Origin of the sequence: Enterococcus sp. DIV1639a (genome assembly GCF_050530445.1) — a bacterium.
In the GTDB taxonomy this organism is placed as follows: Bacteria; Bacillota; Bacilli; order Lactobacillales; family Enterococcaceae; genus Enterococcus_B; species Enterococcus_B hirae.
Genome location: NZ_CP172886.1, coordinates 2,808,759 through 2,826,079, shown reverse-complemented (window position 1 = coordinate 2,826,079; position 17,321 = coordinate 2,808,759). Strand labels below are relative to the sequence as shown.

Annotated in this window: 14 protein-coding genes; 7 read left to right on the top strand and 7 right to left on the bottom strand. The window is 38.7% G+C overall.

Going from position 1 to position 17,321, the window contains the following annotated elements; genetic code table 11:
- Nucleotides 1-47: 47 nt before the first annotated feature.
- From menA to pplA, 3 genes are all read right to left on the bottom strand, one after another.
- Nucleotides 48-1,001, bottom strand: coding sequence for a 1,4-dihydroxy-2-naphthoate polyprenyltransferase (menA, locus tag IGJ32_RS12995; protein ID WP_010720697.1), 954 nt, complete (start codon nt 999-1,001; stop codon nt 48-50).
- Nucleotides 1,002-1,013: 12 nt separating this feature from the next.
- Nucleotides 1,014-2,114 (bottom strand): FAD:protein FMN transferase, encoded by a 1,101-nt coding sequence (locus IGJ32_RS12990; protein ID WP_010737222.1) that lies wholly within the window; start codon nt 2,112-2,114, stop codon nt 1,014-1,016.
- A 175-nt stretch (nt 2,115-2,289) separates the two neighbouring features.
- Complete coding sequence (pplA, locus tag IGJ32_RS12985) at nt 2,290-3,219, bottom strand: extracellular electron transfer flavoprotein PplA (protein ID WP_010720695.1); 930 nt, start codon at nt 3,217-3,219, stop codon at nt 2,290-2,292.
- A 300-nt stretch (nt 3,220-3,519) separates the two neighbouring features.
- Between pplA and IGJ32_RS12980 the strand changes: the two genes are divergently transcribed.
- From IGJ32_RS12980 to IGJ32_RS12960, 5 genes are all read left to right on the top strand, one after another.
- Complete coding sequence (locus tag IGJ32_RS12980) at nt 3,520-5,457, top strand: NAD(P)/FAD-dependent oxidoreductase (protein WP_342081980.1); 1,938 nt, start codon at nt 3,520-3,522, stop codon at nt 5,455-5,457.
- 135 nt (nt 5,458-5,592) lie between these two features.
- Complete coding sequence (locus IGJ32_RS12975) at nt 5,593-6,003, top strand: NusG domain II-containing protein (RefSeq protein WP_010737224.1); 411 nt, start codon at nt 5,593-5,595, stop codon at nt 6,001-6,003.
- Nucleotides 6,004-6,015: 12 nt separating this feature from the next.
- The gene (locus tag IGJ32_RS12970; RefSeq protein WP_010720692.1) at nt 6,016-6,582 is read left to right on the top strand and encodes a Gx transporter family protein; all 567 of its coding nucleotides are present in this window, start codon (nt 6,016-6,018) and stop codon (nt 6,580-6,582) included.
- Between the two features lie 22 nt (nt 6,583-6,604).
- On the top strand, nt 6,605-7,594 hold the full coding sequence (locus IGJ32_RS12965; protein WP_010737225.1) for a polyprenyl synthetase family protein: 990 nt from the start codon (nt 6,605-6,607) through the stop codon (nt 7,592-7,594).
- A gap of 749 nt (nt 7,595-8,343) precedes the next feature.
- A complete protein-coding gene (locus IGJ32_RS12960) occupies nt 8,344-8,586 on the top strand; it encodes a hypothetical protein (protein ID WP_010737226.1) in 243 nt (80 codons plus the stop codon).
- Nucleotides 8,587-9,123: 537 nt separating this feature from the next.
- Here the strand turns inward: IGJ32_RS12960 and birA are convergent.
- From birA to IGJ32_RS12940, 4 genes are all read right to left on the bottom strand, one after another.
- Entirely contained in the window at nt 9,124-10,086 is a 963-nt protein-coding gene (gene birA / locus IGJ32_RS12955) for a bifunctional biotin--[acetyl-CoA-carboxylase] ligase/biotin operon repressor BirA (protein ID WP_178306291.1), read from the bottom strand.
- Between the two features lie 96 nt (nt 10,087-10,182).
- Nucleotides 10,183-10,986: an ABC transporter ATP-binding protein gene (locus IGJ32_RS12950; protein ID WP_010720688.1), complete on the bottom strand. Its 804-nt coding sequence runs from the start codon at nt 10,984-10,986 to the stop codon at nt 10,183-10,185.
- Complete coding sequence (locus IGJ32_RS12945) at nt 10,979-11,893, bottom strand: ABC transporter permease (RefSeq protein WP_096708629.1); 915 nt, start codon at nt 11,891-11,893, stop codon at nt 10,979-10,981. The genes IGJ32_RS12950 and IGJ32_RS12945 overlap by 8 nt, the downstream gene beginning before the upstream one ends.
- Before the next feature lie 18 nt (nt 11,894-11,911).
- The gene (locus IGJ32_RS12940) at nt 11,912-12,880 is read right to left on the bottom strand and encodes an ABC transporter substrate-binding protein (RefSeq protein WP_161652204.1); all 969 of its coding nucleotides are present in this window, start codon (nt 12,878-12,880) and stop codon (nt 11,912-11,914) included.
- 497 nt (nt 12,881-13,377) lie between these two features.
- Between IGJ32_RS12940 and IGJ32_RS12935 the strand changes: the two genes are divergently transcribed.
- Together IGJ32_RS12935 and rpoB are read left to right on the top strand one after the other, a co-directional pair.
- A complete protein-coding gene (locus IGJ32_RS12935; RefSeq protein ID WP_010720685.1) occupies nt 13,378-13,620 on the top strand; it encodes a hypothetical protein in 243 nt (80 codons plus the stop codon).
- Between the two features lie 5 nt (nt 13,621-13,625).
- Complete coding sequence (gene rpoB, locus IGJ32_RS12930) at nt 13,626-17,243, top strand: DNA-directed RNA polymerase subunit beta (RefSeq protein ID WP_010720684.1); 3,618 nt, start codon at nt 13,626-13,628, stop codon at nt 17,241-17,243.
- Nucleotides 17,244-17,321 lie beyond the last annotated feature (78 nt).

The following is a 17,321-nucleotide window of genomic DNA, read 5'->3' as shown; positions in this document are numbered from 1 at the left end:
TCATTGACTTCATGGGTCTTATTTTTATTTGAAAAATCAATGGATCTCTAAACATAAGACAACAGAATACTGCAAAGTAAGCCCAATGCATAACTACTGTTGAACAAGATCATATTTTTGATGGCATAGCTAAAACTGATGGGGTGAGGCAAGGATTGTTTGAATTGTTGCAAGTTACGATAGATCGTTGGTAATGTGAGAAAAGTCAACAAGATTGGCCACTGGTAGACATGGCTCAATAGTCCAATCAAGACGACCAGATAACAAGCATACATCAATAACTGGAACAACAATTGTCCAATGGGACGCCCAATATAAAAAACTAAAGTATAGCGATGATTTTCGATATCTCTTTCTAAGTCCCGTAGGTTATTAGCTAACATGATATTGGCAATCGTAAAAATCAAGGGGAGTGAAGCTAGGATGATCGTCAGGATACTCCAAATGTTTCCTTCTAAACGGAAGGTTCCTGTCTGAAAAGAAAGAATCAGATCAAATACTTTCGTACTGTAAGTATTGATGTAAATGACCATGGCAAAAATTCCCAACCCCATTGTTACACCGCTGAAAATTTCCCCTAAAGGCATTCGTGATAAGGGAATGGGCCCAAAGGTATAAAAAATGCCAATGAAGCAACAAGTAGCGCCCATCAATAATAATAAAATCCCAGTTCTAGCGGTTAGGATTACACCAATCAGTAAGACAAAGAAAATCATTCCTAGGATCATTTTTTGGATCAGTTTTGGTGAGATGCCAGTTCGTCCAATTACGTTTTCTTGGTATTTATAAGTTTTCGAATGGGCTTTTTGGTAGTCCATATAGTTGTTGATTGCTGTTGTTGCTAAATCAAAAACCAACATACCAATAAAAAACAACCCTGTATTAAGCCAATGTATTTCATGAAAAAAAGCGATAGAGAATAAAACCCCTATCGCAAAAGGAAATACACTAGCCACCTTTGTTCGTAGTTCTACTACTTCTAAAAAGATCTTTAGTGTCATAGTTCATACTCCTTATTTCAATTCAGAACGATTGCCCATCGTATATTTAGAATCTTTGTCCAAAACGAAAGTATCTTTGATCGGATCGGTCACGTATACTTTGTTTTCTTTGGTAACAAAAATGGCTTCCGTTCCATCATTCAGTTCACTTTCGACGTATTCCAATCCTTTTTTCACACCCATTGAAAAGACAGCTGTCGACAAGCCATCACCATCAATTGATTTATCTGTGATGATTGTAACACTAGCAATATCATTATCAAAAGGATAACCAGTATCTGGATCAAATAGATGATGATATTTTTTACCATCTACTTCTAAATAACGCTCATAGATGCCAGAAGTCACTAATGTTTTGTTCCGTTCTTTGATCGTCCCTAAAACAGAACCACGTGCTAGATTCGGATCTTGGATACCAACTGTCCAGTCTTGATCTTCACCACGTGGGCTATGACCTAAAACATAGACATTTCCACCTAAGTCAACGATAGCAGTCGTTACACCTTGCTGTTTTAACACTTTGACAACTTCATCTGTGATATAGCCTTTAGCAATGGCTCCAAGATCGATGATCATGCCTTTTTCTTTCAGATAAACAGTTTTGTCTTTATCGTTCAGCTCAATTTTATGGTAATCAACCAGCTTTAATGCTTGATCGATTTCTTCTTGGGCCGGTTTTCTCGCATCGTCAAACCCAATACGCCATAATTGAGTAACAGCACCGATTGCCATGTCAAAACCACCTTGTGAATCTTGACTATATTCATAAGCACGTTTTAGTAACGTGTAGATATCATCAGAAACCTTTACTGGCTTGATACCCGCTTGTTGGTTCACTGCGTCGATTTCGGAACCCTCCTGATTGATCGTGATTTTATCACCTAGTTCTTTGACCCGAGCAAAGGCAGGTTTTAATGCTGCTTCTTTGCCTTCATCATAGATTCGAATCCGAACATAAGTCCCTAATAAGAACTGTTCATCAGAATAAGGTTCTTGTAAAATTTTGGTGGTCGTTTTGCTCTCAGAGGTCGTTTGTTTCGTCGCTGTGCTGCAAGCTGCTAACGTGAACAAACTTAAAAAGGCTACGAAAGAGAGTAATCGTTTCTTTAACATGTGTTTCCTCATTTCATTAGTGGAAGGGACGGTTGTTGAGAAATCAAAAAGTGTACTTTGAGAAATAAGCCGAAACATCACAAAAATTTTTCAAAGAAAAATTTTGGACATCTCGGCTTGGCTCTCAAAGAAACAACTTGTGCAATCGTCTCTTCCACGGATAATTATAGAAAATTTATTTTGTTACGATATTGTCAACTTGAATTGTTTGAGTGTCGCCTTTTTCAGCAGCATTCACTAATTGTTGTGCATACATTACAAATGAATGTGAGCTGTGAGTCGCACCAGTAACAACTTCAACATCTGCAGGTGAGCCATCTTCTTCGCCCATTGCTTTGACAAGTTCATCGTTCAATTCAGGGATGTAAGTCTCTGGAGACGTACCACTTTTTGCTTTCATATTTTTGTTGTAGTCAGCATCGTCTTGTTTTGAGTTGCCGTCTTTGTCGACATAGTCAAATTTAGATTCAGATACTTTACCATCAGCGACTGTCATTTCAAATTGGACACGGTAACCATTAGAATAGTTTTTCTCTTCTAATTTGTATGTGCCATCTTGAAGATCTGCACCGTTATTGATTTCAATTGTATCAGTATTACCAGCTTGAGCAGCTTGGATCAATTGTTGTGCATAGTTTTGGAAACTTTCTGAAGAATGAGTTGCACCAGTAACAACTTCAACTCCACTTGCGCTTTGTGCTTCGACTAATTGTTCATTCAATTGTGGAATGAATTTTTCTGGGCTAGTACCAGCTTTTGCTTCCATGTTTTTGTTGTATTCTGTATCTTTGGTTTTAGACTCGCCATTTTCATTGATGTTGTCATATTTAGATTCAGTGATTTTGCCATCTTTGACAACCATTTCGAAGACTGCACGATAACCGTTAGAGTAATTTTTTTCTTCTAATTTATAAGTACCATCTTGTAACTCGCCGCCAGCAACGATTTGTGCTGAGCTTTCAGTTGTTTTTGTTTCTGATGTCTTAGCAGTTGAAGCTTCTGTTGAGCTGTTAGAGCTTCCGTTATCATCCGCACCACAAGCACCTAACATTAAAGCTGAAAAAGCTAATACAGCAAATCCAGTAATAAAACGTTTTTTCTTCATTTTACTCCCACCGTTTCCTTTTTTAGTACACAATATTCTTTGTGATTCATTATACATTCTAATGAAAATCAGCCATAAGTCAACCGTTTTCGTCAAATAACTAGTGTAATCTTTAAACCGTTTTCTTTCTGTAAATTTCGTGAAAAAGAGCTTAACCACAAATTTTTAAAAATAATGAAAATGAGTTAGACAAAAGGGAATAACATCTATATAATGTATAAAGATTGTGTAATAGGTAGCAAACTAATACAAATGTTAATCATTTCAAATAAAGGATTACCAATAAGGAGCGGATGAACAATGACAAAGCAAAATATTGTCGTTGTGGGTGCAGGTTATGCCGGGGTATCAGCAACAAAATACTTGGCAAAAAAACTTAAAAAAGAAGATGTGACAATCACTTTGATTGATCGTCATTCGTACCACACGATGATGACAGAATTACACGAAGTTGCAGGTGGACGGGTTGAACCAGAAGCAATCCAATATGATCTACAGCACTTGTTTGCTCGACAAAAAAATGTTCAATTAGTGACAGATACGGTCACTGGTATCGATAAAGAACAAAAAGTTGTGAAAACAAAATTAGGCACTTACCCATTCGATCAGTTGATCTTGGGAATGGGGGGAGAACCAAATGACTTTGGGACTCCTGGAGTAAAAGAAAACGGCTTTACCTTATGGTCATTTGAAGATTCAGTTAAAATACGTGAACACATTGAACGTACCGTGGCAAAAGCAGCTTTAGAACCTAACGATGCGTTACGTAAAGCAATGCTGACGTTTGTGGTCTGTGGTTCAGGATTCACCGGAATCGAAATGATTGGTGAATTGATTGATTGGAAAAACCGTTTGGCAAAAGACTACAAATTAGACCCAAGTGAAATTACACTGATGGTTGTAGAAGCAATGCCGACGATTTTAAATATGCTGGATCGTAATGATGCAGCCAAAGCAGAGCGCTATTTAAAGAAACATAAAGTAGAACTACTATTGAATGCACCAATCGTGGAAGTAGCGATAGACCATATCAAGTTAAAAGATGGTCGTCAGATTCCTACTCACACATTGATCTGGACAGCTGGTGTCAAAGGAACTTCTGATGCTGCTGATTTCGGCTTAGAGTCCGCTCGTGGTCAACGTTTGGTAGCGAATGAATATATGCAGGCAAAAGGATATGAAGATAAAAACATCTATATTATCGGAGACTTGGTTTTCTATGAAGAATTTCCTGGAACACCAACGCCACAAATCGTTCAAGCGGCTGAACAAACAGGTCATACAGCAGCAGCCAATATCGTAGCTGCCATCAAAGGCGGCGAAAAGCATAAGTTTAAAGGAAACTATCAAGGTTTCATGGTATCGATCGGTGCCAAATGGGGCGTTGCCAATTTATTTGATAAGATCCATTTAAGTGGTTTCTTAGCAATTGTGATGAAACACATCGTCAATTTGAAATATTTCTTTGATATTCGTTCTGGCTATTATATGTTCCAATACATGATGCACGAATTCTTCCATATCAAAGACGATCGTAATGTGACACGTGGCCATTCTTCCCGTTATGGAAATGTCTTATGGAGTGTGCCTTTACGAGTGTTCTATGGTCTGGTTTGGTTTATCGAAGCCTTCAAAAAAATTGTTGGTGATGGGCAAGTGTTGAAACCAGGTACTTGGTTTGGTGAAGGTTCATGGTTTACAGGTAACAGCGTGTTCCCTTGGACTTGGGAATACAATGTGACCGATGTAGCAAGTGGGGCTTCCGCTGCTGGCGATGCAACAACAGCAGCTACTGGTGCAGCAACCAGTGGTGCAGGAGAAGCTGCGACACAAGCTACTCACTTTGGTCTAAGTTATGCTTATGGTGAACAGCCTATGGCCGTGATTGAAAAATCACCAGACTGGTTCACGAAAATGATGCAAGTAATCATGCCAAATAATGATGTAGCAATGTTTTTCCAAAAATTCATGGTATTCTTTGAAATTGCTTTAGCACTCGCTTTGATTGCTGGTTTATTTACCTGGTTATGTAGTGCAACGACCATTGTTTTAGTGATTACTTTCTGTTTATCTGGAATGTTCTATTGGGTAAACATCTGGTTTATCTTTGTTGCTTTTGCATTGATGAACGGTTCAGGTCGTGCAATTGGTCTTGATCGCTGGGTGATTCCATGGTTACAAAAAACACTAGGCAATTGGTGGTATGGGAGACCTAAATCCCGATATGGATCAAAATAAAAAATTAGCCTAGAGCTTAAACTGAACAATTTGAGAATAATGGCTGATTGAAGAAAGTTCTAGGGAAACCTAGGACTTTCTTTTGTTTCATGCTAAAATTGGAGAACAGTTCAGCAAGAGGAGGCGTGCGAAAAGATGAAAGAATTTATCAAGAAAAGTTTGCTTAAACCTTGGGATATTTTCATTATCGTTCTTTTGATTGCTCTTTCTTTTTTACCCATCATCGTATTTAGTTATCAACAAGACAATGTAGCTCCTGATAAAGAAGCTGTACTACGCGTTGATGGTGATGAAATCAAAACCTTCCCATTAGTAGCTGGGAGTAAAAAATATACGTATACTTATGAAGATCCACATGGTGATTATAATTTAATCGAAGTTGATGGCGACAAGATACGCATAAAGGAAGCAGATTGTGGCGATCAGATTTGTGTGAGACGAGGGTGGGCTTCTAAGAATGGCGAAACGATTGTTTGCTTGCCTCATAAATTAGTGATCGAGGTTCGGTCAACAGATGGGAGTGACAAAGATGGTCTGATCTATTAGGCTATCCACACCATGACAAAATTACAAAAAATGATTTATATATCTTTACTAGTGGCGCAAGGAGTCATCATTGGATTAATTGAGAACATGATCCCATATCCTTTTTCATTTGCTCCTGGAGCAAAGTTAGGACTTGCTAATTTGATTACCATTGTAGCGATTTTTACGATGAAAAAACGGGATAGTTTTTTATTGTTATGGCTTCGCCTATTTTTAACAACTTTGTTAGGTGGGACGATCTCTACCTTTCTTTATAGTATGAGCGGCGCGTTACTCAGCTATGTAGGAATGCTGTTAGTGAAACAGTTAGGTCCTAAGCGAGTCAGCATTATTGGAATCAGTGCAACAGGTGGCTTTATGCATAATGTCGGACAACTAGTGATGGCTTCGTTCATTGCTCAATCATGGACAGTCATGTTATATCTGCCGATTCTATCTTTCTTAGGTATTCTGTCTGGAATTGCGATCGGGATTGCAGCCAATTATTTGTTGCAACATGTACGTACATTACAACTTTTTCAAAGAGACTATGAGAAAGAACAAAAAGAGAAATGGCAACCGCTTTTTTTGAAAAAATAATGGTTATACAAGGAGTTTTTTTATGAAGCTACATCCAATGTGGAGTGAGTATCCAACTTTGAAAAACGAATTAAACGAGACGTTGAAAAAGATGGAAGATGTTGTCCGCTTAAAGAACAAGCCAGTCGAACAAGCAATCAAAGAGACGATTCATGCGGGAGGTAAACTGCTAAGACCTGCCTATCAATTGCTCTTTTCTCAATTTGGTCCAGAACAAGATCGTGAAAAGGCGATTGCGCTAGCTGCTTCGATCGAAATGCTTCATACCGCTACATTGATCCATGATGATATCGTTGATGAGGCAGATGTTCGACGTGGTCAGCCTAATTTACGTGGTCGATTTGGGAATACGGTAGCCGTTTATGCAGGAGACTATTTATTTGTTTGCTGTTTCAAATTACTTTCAAATTATTCTAATTCGCTAAAGAGCTTACAATCTAATTCTCGGAGTATGGAAAAAGTATTAGATGGTGAGCTTGGACAAATGGACGACCGTTACAATTATCATTTAACTGTGCCGGAGTATTTAGAAAACATCTCAGGGAAAACGGCCGAACTCTTTCAATTAAGTTGTTCAGTCGGAGCTTATGAAAGTGGAATGAATGAACGGTTTGCTCGAAAAGCAGGTTCAATCGGTTTAGCTGTCGGGATGGCGTTTCAGATCATTGACGATATCCTGGATTACACGAAAGATGCGGTCGATATCGGTAAACCAGTATTAGAAGATATGCGTCAAGGCGTGTATTCTCTACCATTGATTTACGCATTACAAACAGATAAAAAAGCAGAATTGATTGCATACTTGGATAAAAAAACTGAGTTGACACAAGAGGAAGCAGAAAGTGTTCGTCAGATTGTCAGAGAAGTCAATGGTGTGACAAAAGCCAAAAAATTAGCGGAAGATTACACAAAAAAAGCCTTAAAGGAAATTAGTAAGCTCCCTGATACAGCCTTTGATACACGTGAGATTCTTTTGTCAGTTACTGAGTTGATTTTAGATAGGGAAAATTAAAGAAAAATACCATAAATCAGCCGCTACAATGGCATATTCTATTTCAAGAATCAAGAAGTAAAAAGAGTAGGCATGTAATGGTTGAACTTGAGAACCTTATTGTTGAGGAATTGCTTCTTGAACGCCGTTTATTCGTTTTTAGATATACCAGAAGAGATTGAGGAAAGTTTTGGCTCAGTCTCTTTTTTATTTTAGAAAAATATTGGATCTATTTCAATCACTTTACTTCTTTATTTGGAAGATCGGTCTAAAGTTTATTCTTTAATTTTACCAATTTTTTTTATTTTTAGAAAAAATAGTTGTCAAAGAGTATTGAGAAGAAAGTATGCTAATAATAGATGCCAGTGAAATCAGAGGACTTTGCTGTTGCAGTCTGAAATTTACTTAACTTTAGGCATGTACTTATAAGTGAGACTTTGTATACACAGAAAGTCGCTATCTGTATAAAAGGAGGGATCAGACTATAGGTTACAATCTTTAACTGACTATTCGTAGTTTTGGGGGAAACGACGAATAGAATTTTAAATAACATTCAGCCGGTTTTCTATTTGGGAAATCGGTTTTTTTATAACTGGATGACAAATCCAAAAGATAAGAGTGAAAAAAAGAAATTTTAACGTGTATTATTCATTAAAACAACTATTTTGCGAAACAATCTTTCCTAATTTTGAAAATAATTGTTCTGGACCAAGACTAAAAATATGTTATATTCACTAGTGAAGAAATACAATTAGAAAGGAAGATGTTGAGTGAAAAAACGATTAACAACGGATTTAACCAGAGTAGATGTAAATAAGATTTTAACCCGAATGATCAGTAAAAAAAATCATTTCTCATTTGAAGATATTGAAAAAGAATGTCAAAAACCGTTAACCACGGCGGATAAATTTCTAATTAGGACACTTGTTGTCAAAAAATTTAAGCTGAATGTAGAATATCTTTCATCTAATCAGTTAAAATTTTATCGTGTAAACAAAGAAGCGTGTTTGTAAGTCCTTTTTGTACATAATAAAATTAAAAATGTTGCAATACCATACAAAATAACACAGACCTTAAAGAATAAGGTAAGATAGAACCAGAAAGAGAAAAGGAGGAGAGCTGGGAAAGAAAAAGTGTTGTTGTGTATGGATCAAGAAGCAGCATGTTTGATTGAACAAGATTTTGGGGAAATCCGTTTAATGAAACATTATATATTGGGGAAGCGACAAATAGTAAGTAGAAGTCATACTTATATGACAGAATAGCATCAGAAAAACAAACCTTTTATAGGTGGAAGTTTGTCTGTGGCTTTTGATTGAAACATTCGATACATCAGATCAATGATATTGCAGTTGTATAAAAAAGCACATAGAGGTTTAAAAATTGTGTAGCATTTTTGTTATGAACAGCAATAGCACATAGAATAACAACTTCATTTTACAACTCGCTAAATGAAGGGGCTATGAAGTATTCTGCGAGATCACATAAAAAAGGAACCACCATTGATGAAGAAAGGGATGGGCATTTTTGCCCATCCCTTTCTTTTTGACTTACTCAATGGAGGTTAAACTAATTTCGCCAGAAAAAAGAGTGAGGGCTTGATCCCCTACTTGCACGATCAACTCTCCATGTTCTCCGATTTCTTTAGCAATCCCAGTATAATGCTGCCCTTTTTGGGTAAATTGTACTTTTTTTCCAAGAACGAAAGACTTTTCACGATAAAGTGTTAAGTATTCGTCTGTGGGTTCTGAAAGATAGTGAAAGAAATTTTTCCAAATTTGACTAATCAATTGATTCCGTGTGATGGATTTCTGACCATCAGGGAAAAGAGATGTTGCTTTCTTTTGAATGGCTTCAGGAAACTGTTTTTGCGGGATGGAAAAATTTAGACCAATGCCAATAATGATCGAACTGATCCCGCCAGTTTCCATGTCACTGATTGCTTCAGATAAAATCCCGCTAATTTTTTTTCCATTTAAATAAAGATCATTGACCCATTTGATCGAAGGATCTTTTTTAGTCAATTCTTGAATGGCTTTCACGCATGCACTTGCTGCAATAACTGTATATTGGGGCAATTCATCAAATCGTTGATTGGGATGGATCAATAAGCTCATATAAATGCCTTGTCCAGGGGCTGCAAAAAAAGGGCGTCCAAATCGGCCGTGTGCCTGTTCTTGGGTATCGGCGATAAAAAGAGCGGGTCCGATTTCTTTGGTTGCCGCAAGCTTAGCATCTTTCATCGTAGATTCTGATCGTTCTTGTACCGACACCGTCAAATCTGGTATCCAAGGTTCTAATGCTTGGCGAATTTCTTGGGCATCTAACACATCAGAAGGAAGATAACGGTACCCCTTAGCTTGATGCTCAAAATGATAACCTGTTTTTTCTAATTCTTTGATTGCTTTCCAAATACTGGTACGTGACACTTGTAATTGCTGTGCCATTTTTTCACCTGATAAAAAATCAGGAGATTCTTTTAATAGTTGGAGTACTTTGTCTTTTGTCGTCATCCATTGCAACTCCTTTCATGTAGTATTGTATCAATAAGAAAGCAGAAAACAAATGAGAAATTTGTCAGTTGTTATGGAAGCGACAGCAGATGATTGCTAACTTAAAAGTACTTGGTCGTCTTTCAATGCAGCGCCACTATTTTGTTTGAACATTTCTAGTAGCTGAGGGACAGTCAAATGTTGTTTTTCTGCCTGTTGGATATCCACGACGATTTGCCCTTGGTGTAGCATGATCAATCGATTTCCGTAGCGGATGGCATCTTCCATATCATGGGTGACCATGAAAGCCGTCAAATGCTGTTCGCTAATTAATTTGTCCGTTAGTTCCATCACTGTTTTTGAAGTTGCCGGGTCGAGGGCTGCAGTATGTTCGTCTAATAAAATCAATTCAGGACGTTGTAAAGTAGCCATTAATAACGTGATCGCTTGACGCTGTCCTCCAGAAAGCAAGCCGATTTCAGTGGTCAAACGATTTTCTAACCCAAGATTCAAGCGTGCGAGATGTTCCTTGAAGAAGGAACGATCTTGCGGCTTGACTCCTCGGAAAAAGCCACGTTTTTTACCACGTTTCATTGCTAGTGCTAAATTTTCTTCCACCGTCAATCGGACAGCAGTGCCTAATTTAGGGTCTTGAAAGACACGACTGATTTCTTTGGAGCGAGCAACCACTGACTTTTTGGTGATATCTTTGCCATTCAATAAAATTTTCCCTTGATCCACTGGAAAAGAACCAGCAATACTGTTCAATAGTGTCGATTTACCTGCACCATTTCCGCCAATAATTGTTACGAAATCACCTTGTTTCAACGAGAGATTAACTCCTTTTAGCACATGGTTTTCATTGATGGTTCCTTTTTCAAACGTATGGTGGATAGATTGAAGTGTTAAAACATCAGTCATTGATAGATCCTCCTTTTGCTTTCGTACGCTTAGGTAACTTTAATTTTTGTTGGATTTGTGGAAAAGATAAACAGATAACCAGAACAAGTGCAGAAGCTAATTTTGAATCGCTTGGTTGAACGTTCAACTCAAAAACTAACGCTAAGATAAAACGATAGATCACGGCGCCTAAAATAATTGTCAATAATCGAAGAAGCAATGGTTGGTTTCGAAAGAGGACTTCAGCGATGATGATTGAAGCCAAGCCAATCACGATCGTACCGATCCCAGAGTTTAAATCAGCAAAGCCATTGTTTTGTGCAAGCAACGAACCAGATAGAGCAATACAGCCATTTGAGATCATATACCCAATGATTTTCATCGTATCGGTGTTGATGCCGTTTGCTTCACTCATTGCTAAATTATCGCCAGTCGCTCGAATCGCCAACCCCGTTTCTGTCCGTAAAAATAAAACAAGCAACGTGACAACGATCAATGCGACAAGTAAGCCAGCAATCAATACAGCATTTTCTTTTGAAACACCGAGTGATTCTGCCCATGTAAAGACGTTTTTTTGTCCTAACAATGAAAGATTAGGTGCGCCCATGATTCGCGAGGTGATCGAATAAAGTCCGGTCATCGTGATGATTCCAGCTAGAAGTGCCGGAATTTTAAGTTTGGTATGAAGCAGTCCTGAAACTAAGCCAGCTGCTGCGCCTCCTAAAAATCCTAAGAGGCAAGCAACGATTGGGGAAAGTCCATTAGTGATACTGACGGCAGCAATCCCAGCACCTAAAGGGAAACTGCCTTCAGCTGTTAAATCAGCGATATCCAGGATACGAAAAGTCAGGAAGACACCGATTGCCAGCAGTGCCCAAAGCACGCCTTGTGAAGCAGAAGATAAAAAGATACTTATTAAATTAGTCATGATTGTCCTCCTGTAAAATTATTCAGTCTCTTTGATTGTTGTTGGATCGATCCCAAGGGCTTTTGCCATGTCTTTATTGACATATAAGGAAAGATCATCTGCTGATTCAACCGGTAATTCACTCGGTTTTTTGCCATCTAAGATCTTGGCAGCCATTTCGCCTGTTTGTCGCCCTAATTCTTCATAATCAATCCCAACAGTCGCTAAGCCACCTTCTTTGACTTGATCCACGGAACCAGCAACGATCGGTGTTTTTGTTTCTTTGGCTACTTCACCGATAACGCTAGCAGCACTGGCGAATGTATTATCCGTTGGGATGTAGATACCGTCGACATCTTTGGCTAAACTTTTTGTCACTTGTTGAACATCATTGGTGGAGTTTGCCGTCAATACTTTGACTTTTACTCCGGCTTTTTTCAATGTTTTCTCGGCTAAGTCTCCTTGGATTTTGGAATTTGCTTCCCCGTTGTTGTACATGATCCCGATCGTTTTTGCTTTTGGCACGATCTGTAATAATAGCTCAATTTGTTTTTCGATCGGTACCATATCCGTTGTACCAGTCACATTTCCACCAGGTTTGTCATTAGAAGAAACTAAGTGTGCTTTTTCTAAGTCGGTAACTGCTGTCACTGTAATAGGAATCGTAGTTGTTTCATTAAGGAGTGATTGCGCAGCTGGAGTTGCAATCCCTAATAATAAGTCGGGTTGGTCTTTCACTAATTTTTCACTCATACTTTTTAGATTGTCTTGATTGTTTTGCGCATTTTGATAGTTGATTGTTAAATTGTCGCCTTCTTTATAGCCATTTTCTGCCAGCCCTTCTTTGAACCCTTTATATGTAGCATCTAATGAATTGTGTTGAACCAGTTGTAAAACACCGATTGTTTTCGAGTCATCCGATTTTGCTGCGGAACTATTTGCAGTTCCACATCCACCAAGTGCTAGTAATAATGTTGCGCCTAATCCGATCAATAAATTTTTTTTCATTTCTTTTTCCTCCTTCAATTTTGAAAACAAAAAATCCATTTAGACAAAACGTCTAAATGGATTGAGTATCGAAAGAGTATGTAAGTAAGAAATCGTGATTACTTTGTACTTTTCGCTTAGCCACTTAACGTAATGTCTACGTGGCTTTTGCGTAATACAAAGTTCTTTAGCCATCATAGATACAAACCAGTTGTTTGGTGTTTGTATCCATAATTCATGAATACAAACCTATCTAAAGTAGCTAAAGTAAAAGTTATTCAATTGTGTCGGGATAAGTTGTATATTCGGTTTTTGCATAAATAAATCCTCCACAAATAATAAATTTTCCTAAGTATAGCGGAGATGTAAGGGGATTGTCAAGACGAACATTCAGAAAATTCTCAAAATCCGTGAATGTTTATTCGATATATTATAGTAAGAAAAGTTTAAGAAAAAATGATGAAAAGAGGAGGGAAACGCCAGGAAGTGTTGACTTTTATGAAAAAAGAGTGTAATATATGAAGTTGCAAAAACTATCTGATGAAGTAAAGGCAGAAACGAAATATTGTCCGTTTCGGCTTTATAATAAGGAAACAAAAATAGAAGCGCATGAAGAAATGGTTTCAAAAGAATGCTCTATTTTTGGTTTTTTTTTGCCTAAAAGCCGCAAAAAATGTCTATTGTTATCTAAATATAATATTTTTAATATTATTGTAACAATTGATCGGGTAGTCTTTTTGAATGACATTTTAGAGGGGTGAAGAGCTTGGCTGGACACGTAGTAAAGTACGGAAAACATCGCGAACGTAGAAGTTTCGCACGAATCAGTGAAGTGTTGGAATTACCAAATTTGATCGAAATTCAAACAGACTCTTACCAATGGTTCCTAGATGAAGGACTAAGAGAAATGTTTGAAGACATTTTGCCAATTGATGACTTCAATGGCAATCTATCTTTGGAATTTGTGGATTATGAATTGAAAGAACCTAAGTATACGGTAGCAGAAGCACGCGCACATGATGCAAATTACTCTGCACCATTACACGTAACGTTACGTCTAACAAACCGTGAGACAGGTGAAATCAAAGCGCAAGAAGTCTTCTTCGGTGATTTCCCATTAATGACTGAACAAGGAACATTCATTATCAACGGAGCAGAACGGGTAATCGTTTCTCAGTTAGTGCGTTCACCTGGTGTGTACTTCCATGGAAAAGTAGACAAAAACGGAAAAGAAGGTTTCGGTTCAACTGTGATCCCGAACCGTGGTGCATGGTTAGAAATGGAAACTGATGCAAAAGATATTTCTTACGTACGTATTGATCGTACCCGTAAGATTCCTTTGACTGTGTTAGTTCGTGCCCTAGGATTTGGATCAGATGATACCATCTTTGAAATCTTTGGTGACAGTGAAACGTTACGCAATACAGTTGAAAAAGACTTGCACAAAAATGCAAGTGATTCAAGAACAGAAGAAGGATTAAAAGACGTTTACGAACGTCTACGTCCAGGCGAGCCTAAGACAGCCGATAGTTCTCGGAATTTATTGAATGCTCGTTTCTTCGATCCAAAACGCTACGACTTAGCCAACGTTGGTCGTTATAAAGTAAATAAAAAATTAGACTTGAAAACACGTCTATTGAACTTAACATTAGCAGAAACATTGGTTGATCCAGAAACTGGTGAAATCATCGTTGAAAAAGGAACTGTGTTGACTCACCAAGTGATGGAAACATTAGCACCTTTCATTGATAATGGATTGAATTCAGTGACTTACTATCCATCAGAAGATGGTGTTGTGACTGATCCAATGACTGTTCAAGTGATCAAAGTCTTTTCACCAAAAGATCCAGAACGTGAAGTGAATGTGATCGGTAACGGTTATCCAGAATCAGCTGTGAAAACTGTTCGTCCGGCAGACATCATCGCATCAATGAGTTATTTCTTAAACTTGATGGAAGGGATCGGCAACGTGGACGATATCGACCACTTAGGAAATCGTCGTATCCGTTCAGTCGGTGAATTACTGCAAAACCAATTCCGTATCGGATTAGCTCGGATGGAACGTGTCGTACGTGAAAGAATGTCGATCCAAGATACAGAAACTTTGACACCACAACAATTGATCAACATCCGTCCAGTGGTTGCAAGTATCAAAGAATTCTTCGGTTCTTCTCAGTTGTCTCAGTTCATGGATCAAACGAACCCACTTGGGGAATTGACACACAAACGTCGTCTTTCAGCCTTAGGACCTGGTGGTTTGACTCGTGACCGAGCTGGTTATGAAGTTCGTGACGTTCACTATTCTCACTATGGCCGTATGTGTCCGATTGAAACGCCTGAAGGACCAAATATCGGGTTGATCAATAGTTTATCTAGCTATGCGAAAGTTAATAAATTTGGATTTATCGAAACTCCTTACCGTCGTGTTGATCGTGAAACTGGTCGTGTAACGGATCAAATCGACTATCTAACAGCTGACATCGAAGACCACTACATCGTTGCCCAAGCAAATAGCCCATTAAATGAAGATGGTACTTTTGCACAAGACGTTGTTATGGCTCGTGCGCAAAGTGAAAACTTAGAAGTTTCAATCGATAAAGTCGATTATATGGACGTATCACCTAAACAAGTAGTTGCGGTAGCGACAGCATGTATTCCTTTCTTGGAAAACGATGACTCCAACCGTGCCTTGATGGGTGCCAACATGCAGCGTCAAGCAGTGCCATTGATTAATCCACAAGCACCATGGGTTGGTACTGGTATGGAATATAAATCAGCTCATGACTCAGGAGCTGCTTTGCTATGTAAACATGATGGGGTCGTTGAATTTGTGGATGCCTCTGAGATTCGTGTTCGTCGTGACAACGGTGCATTAGATAAATACGCTGTAACAAAATTCCGTCGTTCAAACTCAGGAACAAGCTACAACCAACGCCCAATCGTTCATTTAGGCGAAAAAGTTGAAAAAGGTGATACTTTAGCAGATGGACCTTCAATGGAACAAGGTGAAATGGCGCTAGGACAAAACGTTTTAGTTGGTTTCATGACTTGGGAAGGTTACAACTATGAAGATGCGATCATCATGAGCCGTCGTCTTGTGAAAGACGATGTCTATACTTCAATCCACATCGAAGAATATGAATCAGAAGCTCGTGATACAAAATTAGGACCTGAAGAAATCACTCGTGAAATCCCTAACGTTGGGGAAGATGCTTTGAAAGATCTAGACGAGATGGGTATTATCCGTATCGGTGCGGAAGTCCAAGATGGTGACTTGCTAGTTGGTAAAGTAACACCAAAAGGGGTAACCGAATTATCAGCTGAAGAACGTCTTTTACATGCGATCTTTGGTGAAAAAGCTCGTGAAGTCCGTGATACTTCATTACGTGTACCACACGGTGGTGGCGGGATCGTCCACGACGTAAAAATCTTTACTCGTGAAGCCGGCGATGAATTATCACCAGGCGTAAACATGCTTGTACGTGTGTATATCGTTCAAAAACGTAAAATCCATGAAGGAGATAAGATGGCCGGACGTCATGGTAATAAAGGGGTTGTATCCCGTATCATGCCGGAAGAAGATATGCCATTCTTACCAGATGGAACACCAATCGATATCATGTTAAATCCTTTAGGGGTGCCATCACGGATGAATATCGGACAAGTATTGGAATTGCATTTAGGGATGGCTGCTCGTCAGTTAGGTATCCATGTTGCAACACCAGTATTTGATGGTGCAAGTGATGAGGACGTTTGGGAAACGGTTCGTGAAGCTGGTATGGCCAGCGATGCGAAAACCATCCTTTATGACGGACGTACAGGTGAACCATTTGACGGCCGAGTGTCTGTCGGTGTCATGTACATGATCAAACTTGCTCACATGGTCGATGATAAATTGCATGCTCGTTCAATCGGACCTTACTCATTGGTTACACAACAACCATTGGGTGGTAAAGCACAATTTGGTGGACAACGTTTTGGGGAAATGGAAGTTTGGGCTTTGGAAGCTTACGGTGCCGCTTATACCTTACAAGAAATCTTGACATACAAATCAGATGATGTAGTTGGTCGTGTGAAAACTTATGAAGCGATCGTCAAAGGCGAACCAATTCCAAAACCAGGTGTACCAGAATCATTCCGAGTATTAGTAAAAGAATTACAATCACTAGGATTAGACATGCGTGTCTTGGATATCAAAGATTCTGAAATCGAACTCCGTGATATGGATGACGAAGATGATGATTTGATCACTGTAGATGCTTTGACAAAATTTGCTGAACAGCAAACAGCCAAAGAATTAGAAAAGAAAGCTGCTGAACAAGTGGAAGATGAAAGACAAGATATCATCCAAAACTTTGAAACCGCAGAAGATAACTTAGACTAATCCGGTCTATGAGCTGTAAGGCGGTCGATGATCAGCCGCCTTGCGGTTTTGCCATTAAACGAAATGGAGGGAACCCCT

Bases quoted from the DNA above. Each gene is read 5' to 3' on its own strand.
- menA (WP_010720697.1), bottom strand. From the start codon at position 1,001: ATGACACTAAAGATCTTTTTAGAAGTAGTAGAACTACGAACAAAGGTG.
- IGJ32_RS12990 (WP_010737222.1), bottom strand. From the start codon at position 2,114: ATGTTAAAGAAACGATTACTCTCTTTCGTAGCCTTTTTAAGTTTGTTC.
- pplA (WP_010720695.1), bottom strand. From the start codon at position 3,219: ATGAAGAAAAAACGTTTTATTACTGGATTTGCTGTATTAGCTTTTTCA.
- IGJ32_RS12980 (WP_342081980.1), top strand. From the start codon at position 3,520: ATGACAAAGCAAAATATTGTCGTTGTGGGTGCAGGTTATGCCGGGGTA.
- IGJ32_RS12975 (WP_010737224.1), top strand. From the start codon at position 5,593: ATGAAAGAATTTATCAAGAAAAGTTTGCTTAAACCTTGGGATATTTTC.
- IGJ32_RS12970 (WP_010720692.1), top strand. From the start codon at position 6,016: ATGACAAAATTACAAAAAATGATTTATATATCTTTACTAGTGGCGCAA.
- IGJ32_RS12965 (WP_010737225.1), top strand. From the start codon at position 6,605: ATGAAGCTACATCCAATGTGGAGTGAGTATCCAACTTTGAAAAACGAA.
- birA (WP_178306291.1), bottom strand. From the start codon at position 10,086: ATGACGACAAAAGACAAAGTACTCCAACTATTAAAAGAATCTCCTGAT.
- IGJ32_RS12950 (WP_010720688.1), bottom strand. From the start codon at position 10,986: ATGACTGATGTTTTAACACTTCAATCTATCCACCATACGTTTGAAAAA.
- IGJ32_RS12945 (WP_096708629.1), bottom strand. From the start codon at position 11,893: ATGACTAATTTAATAAGTATCTTTTTATCTTCTGCTTCACAAGGCGTG.
- IGJ32_RS12940 (WP_161652204.1), bottom strand. From the start codon at position 12,880: ATGAAAAAAAATTTATTGATCGGATTAGGCGCAACATTATTACTAGCA.
- IGJ32_RS12935 (WP_010720685.1), top strand. From the start codon at position 13,378: ATGAAGTTGCAAAAACTATCTGATGAAGTAAAGGCAGAAACGAAATAT.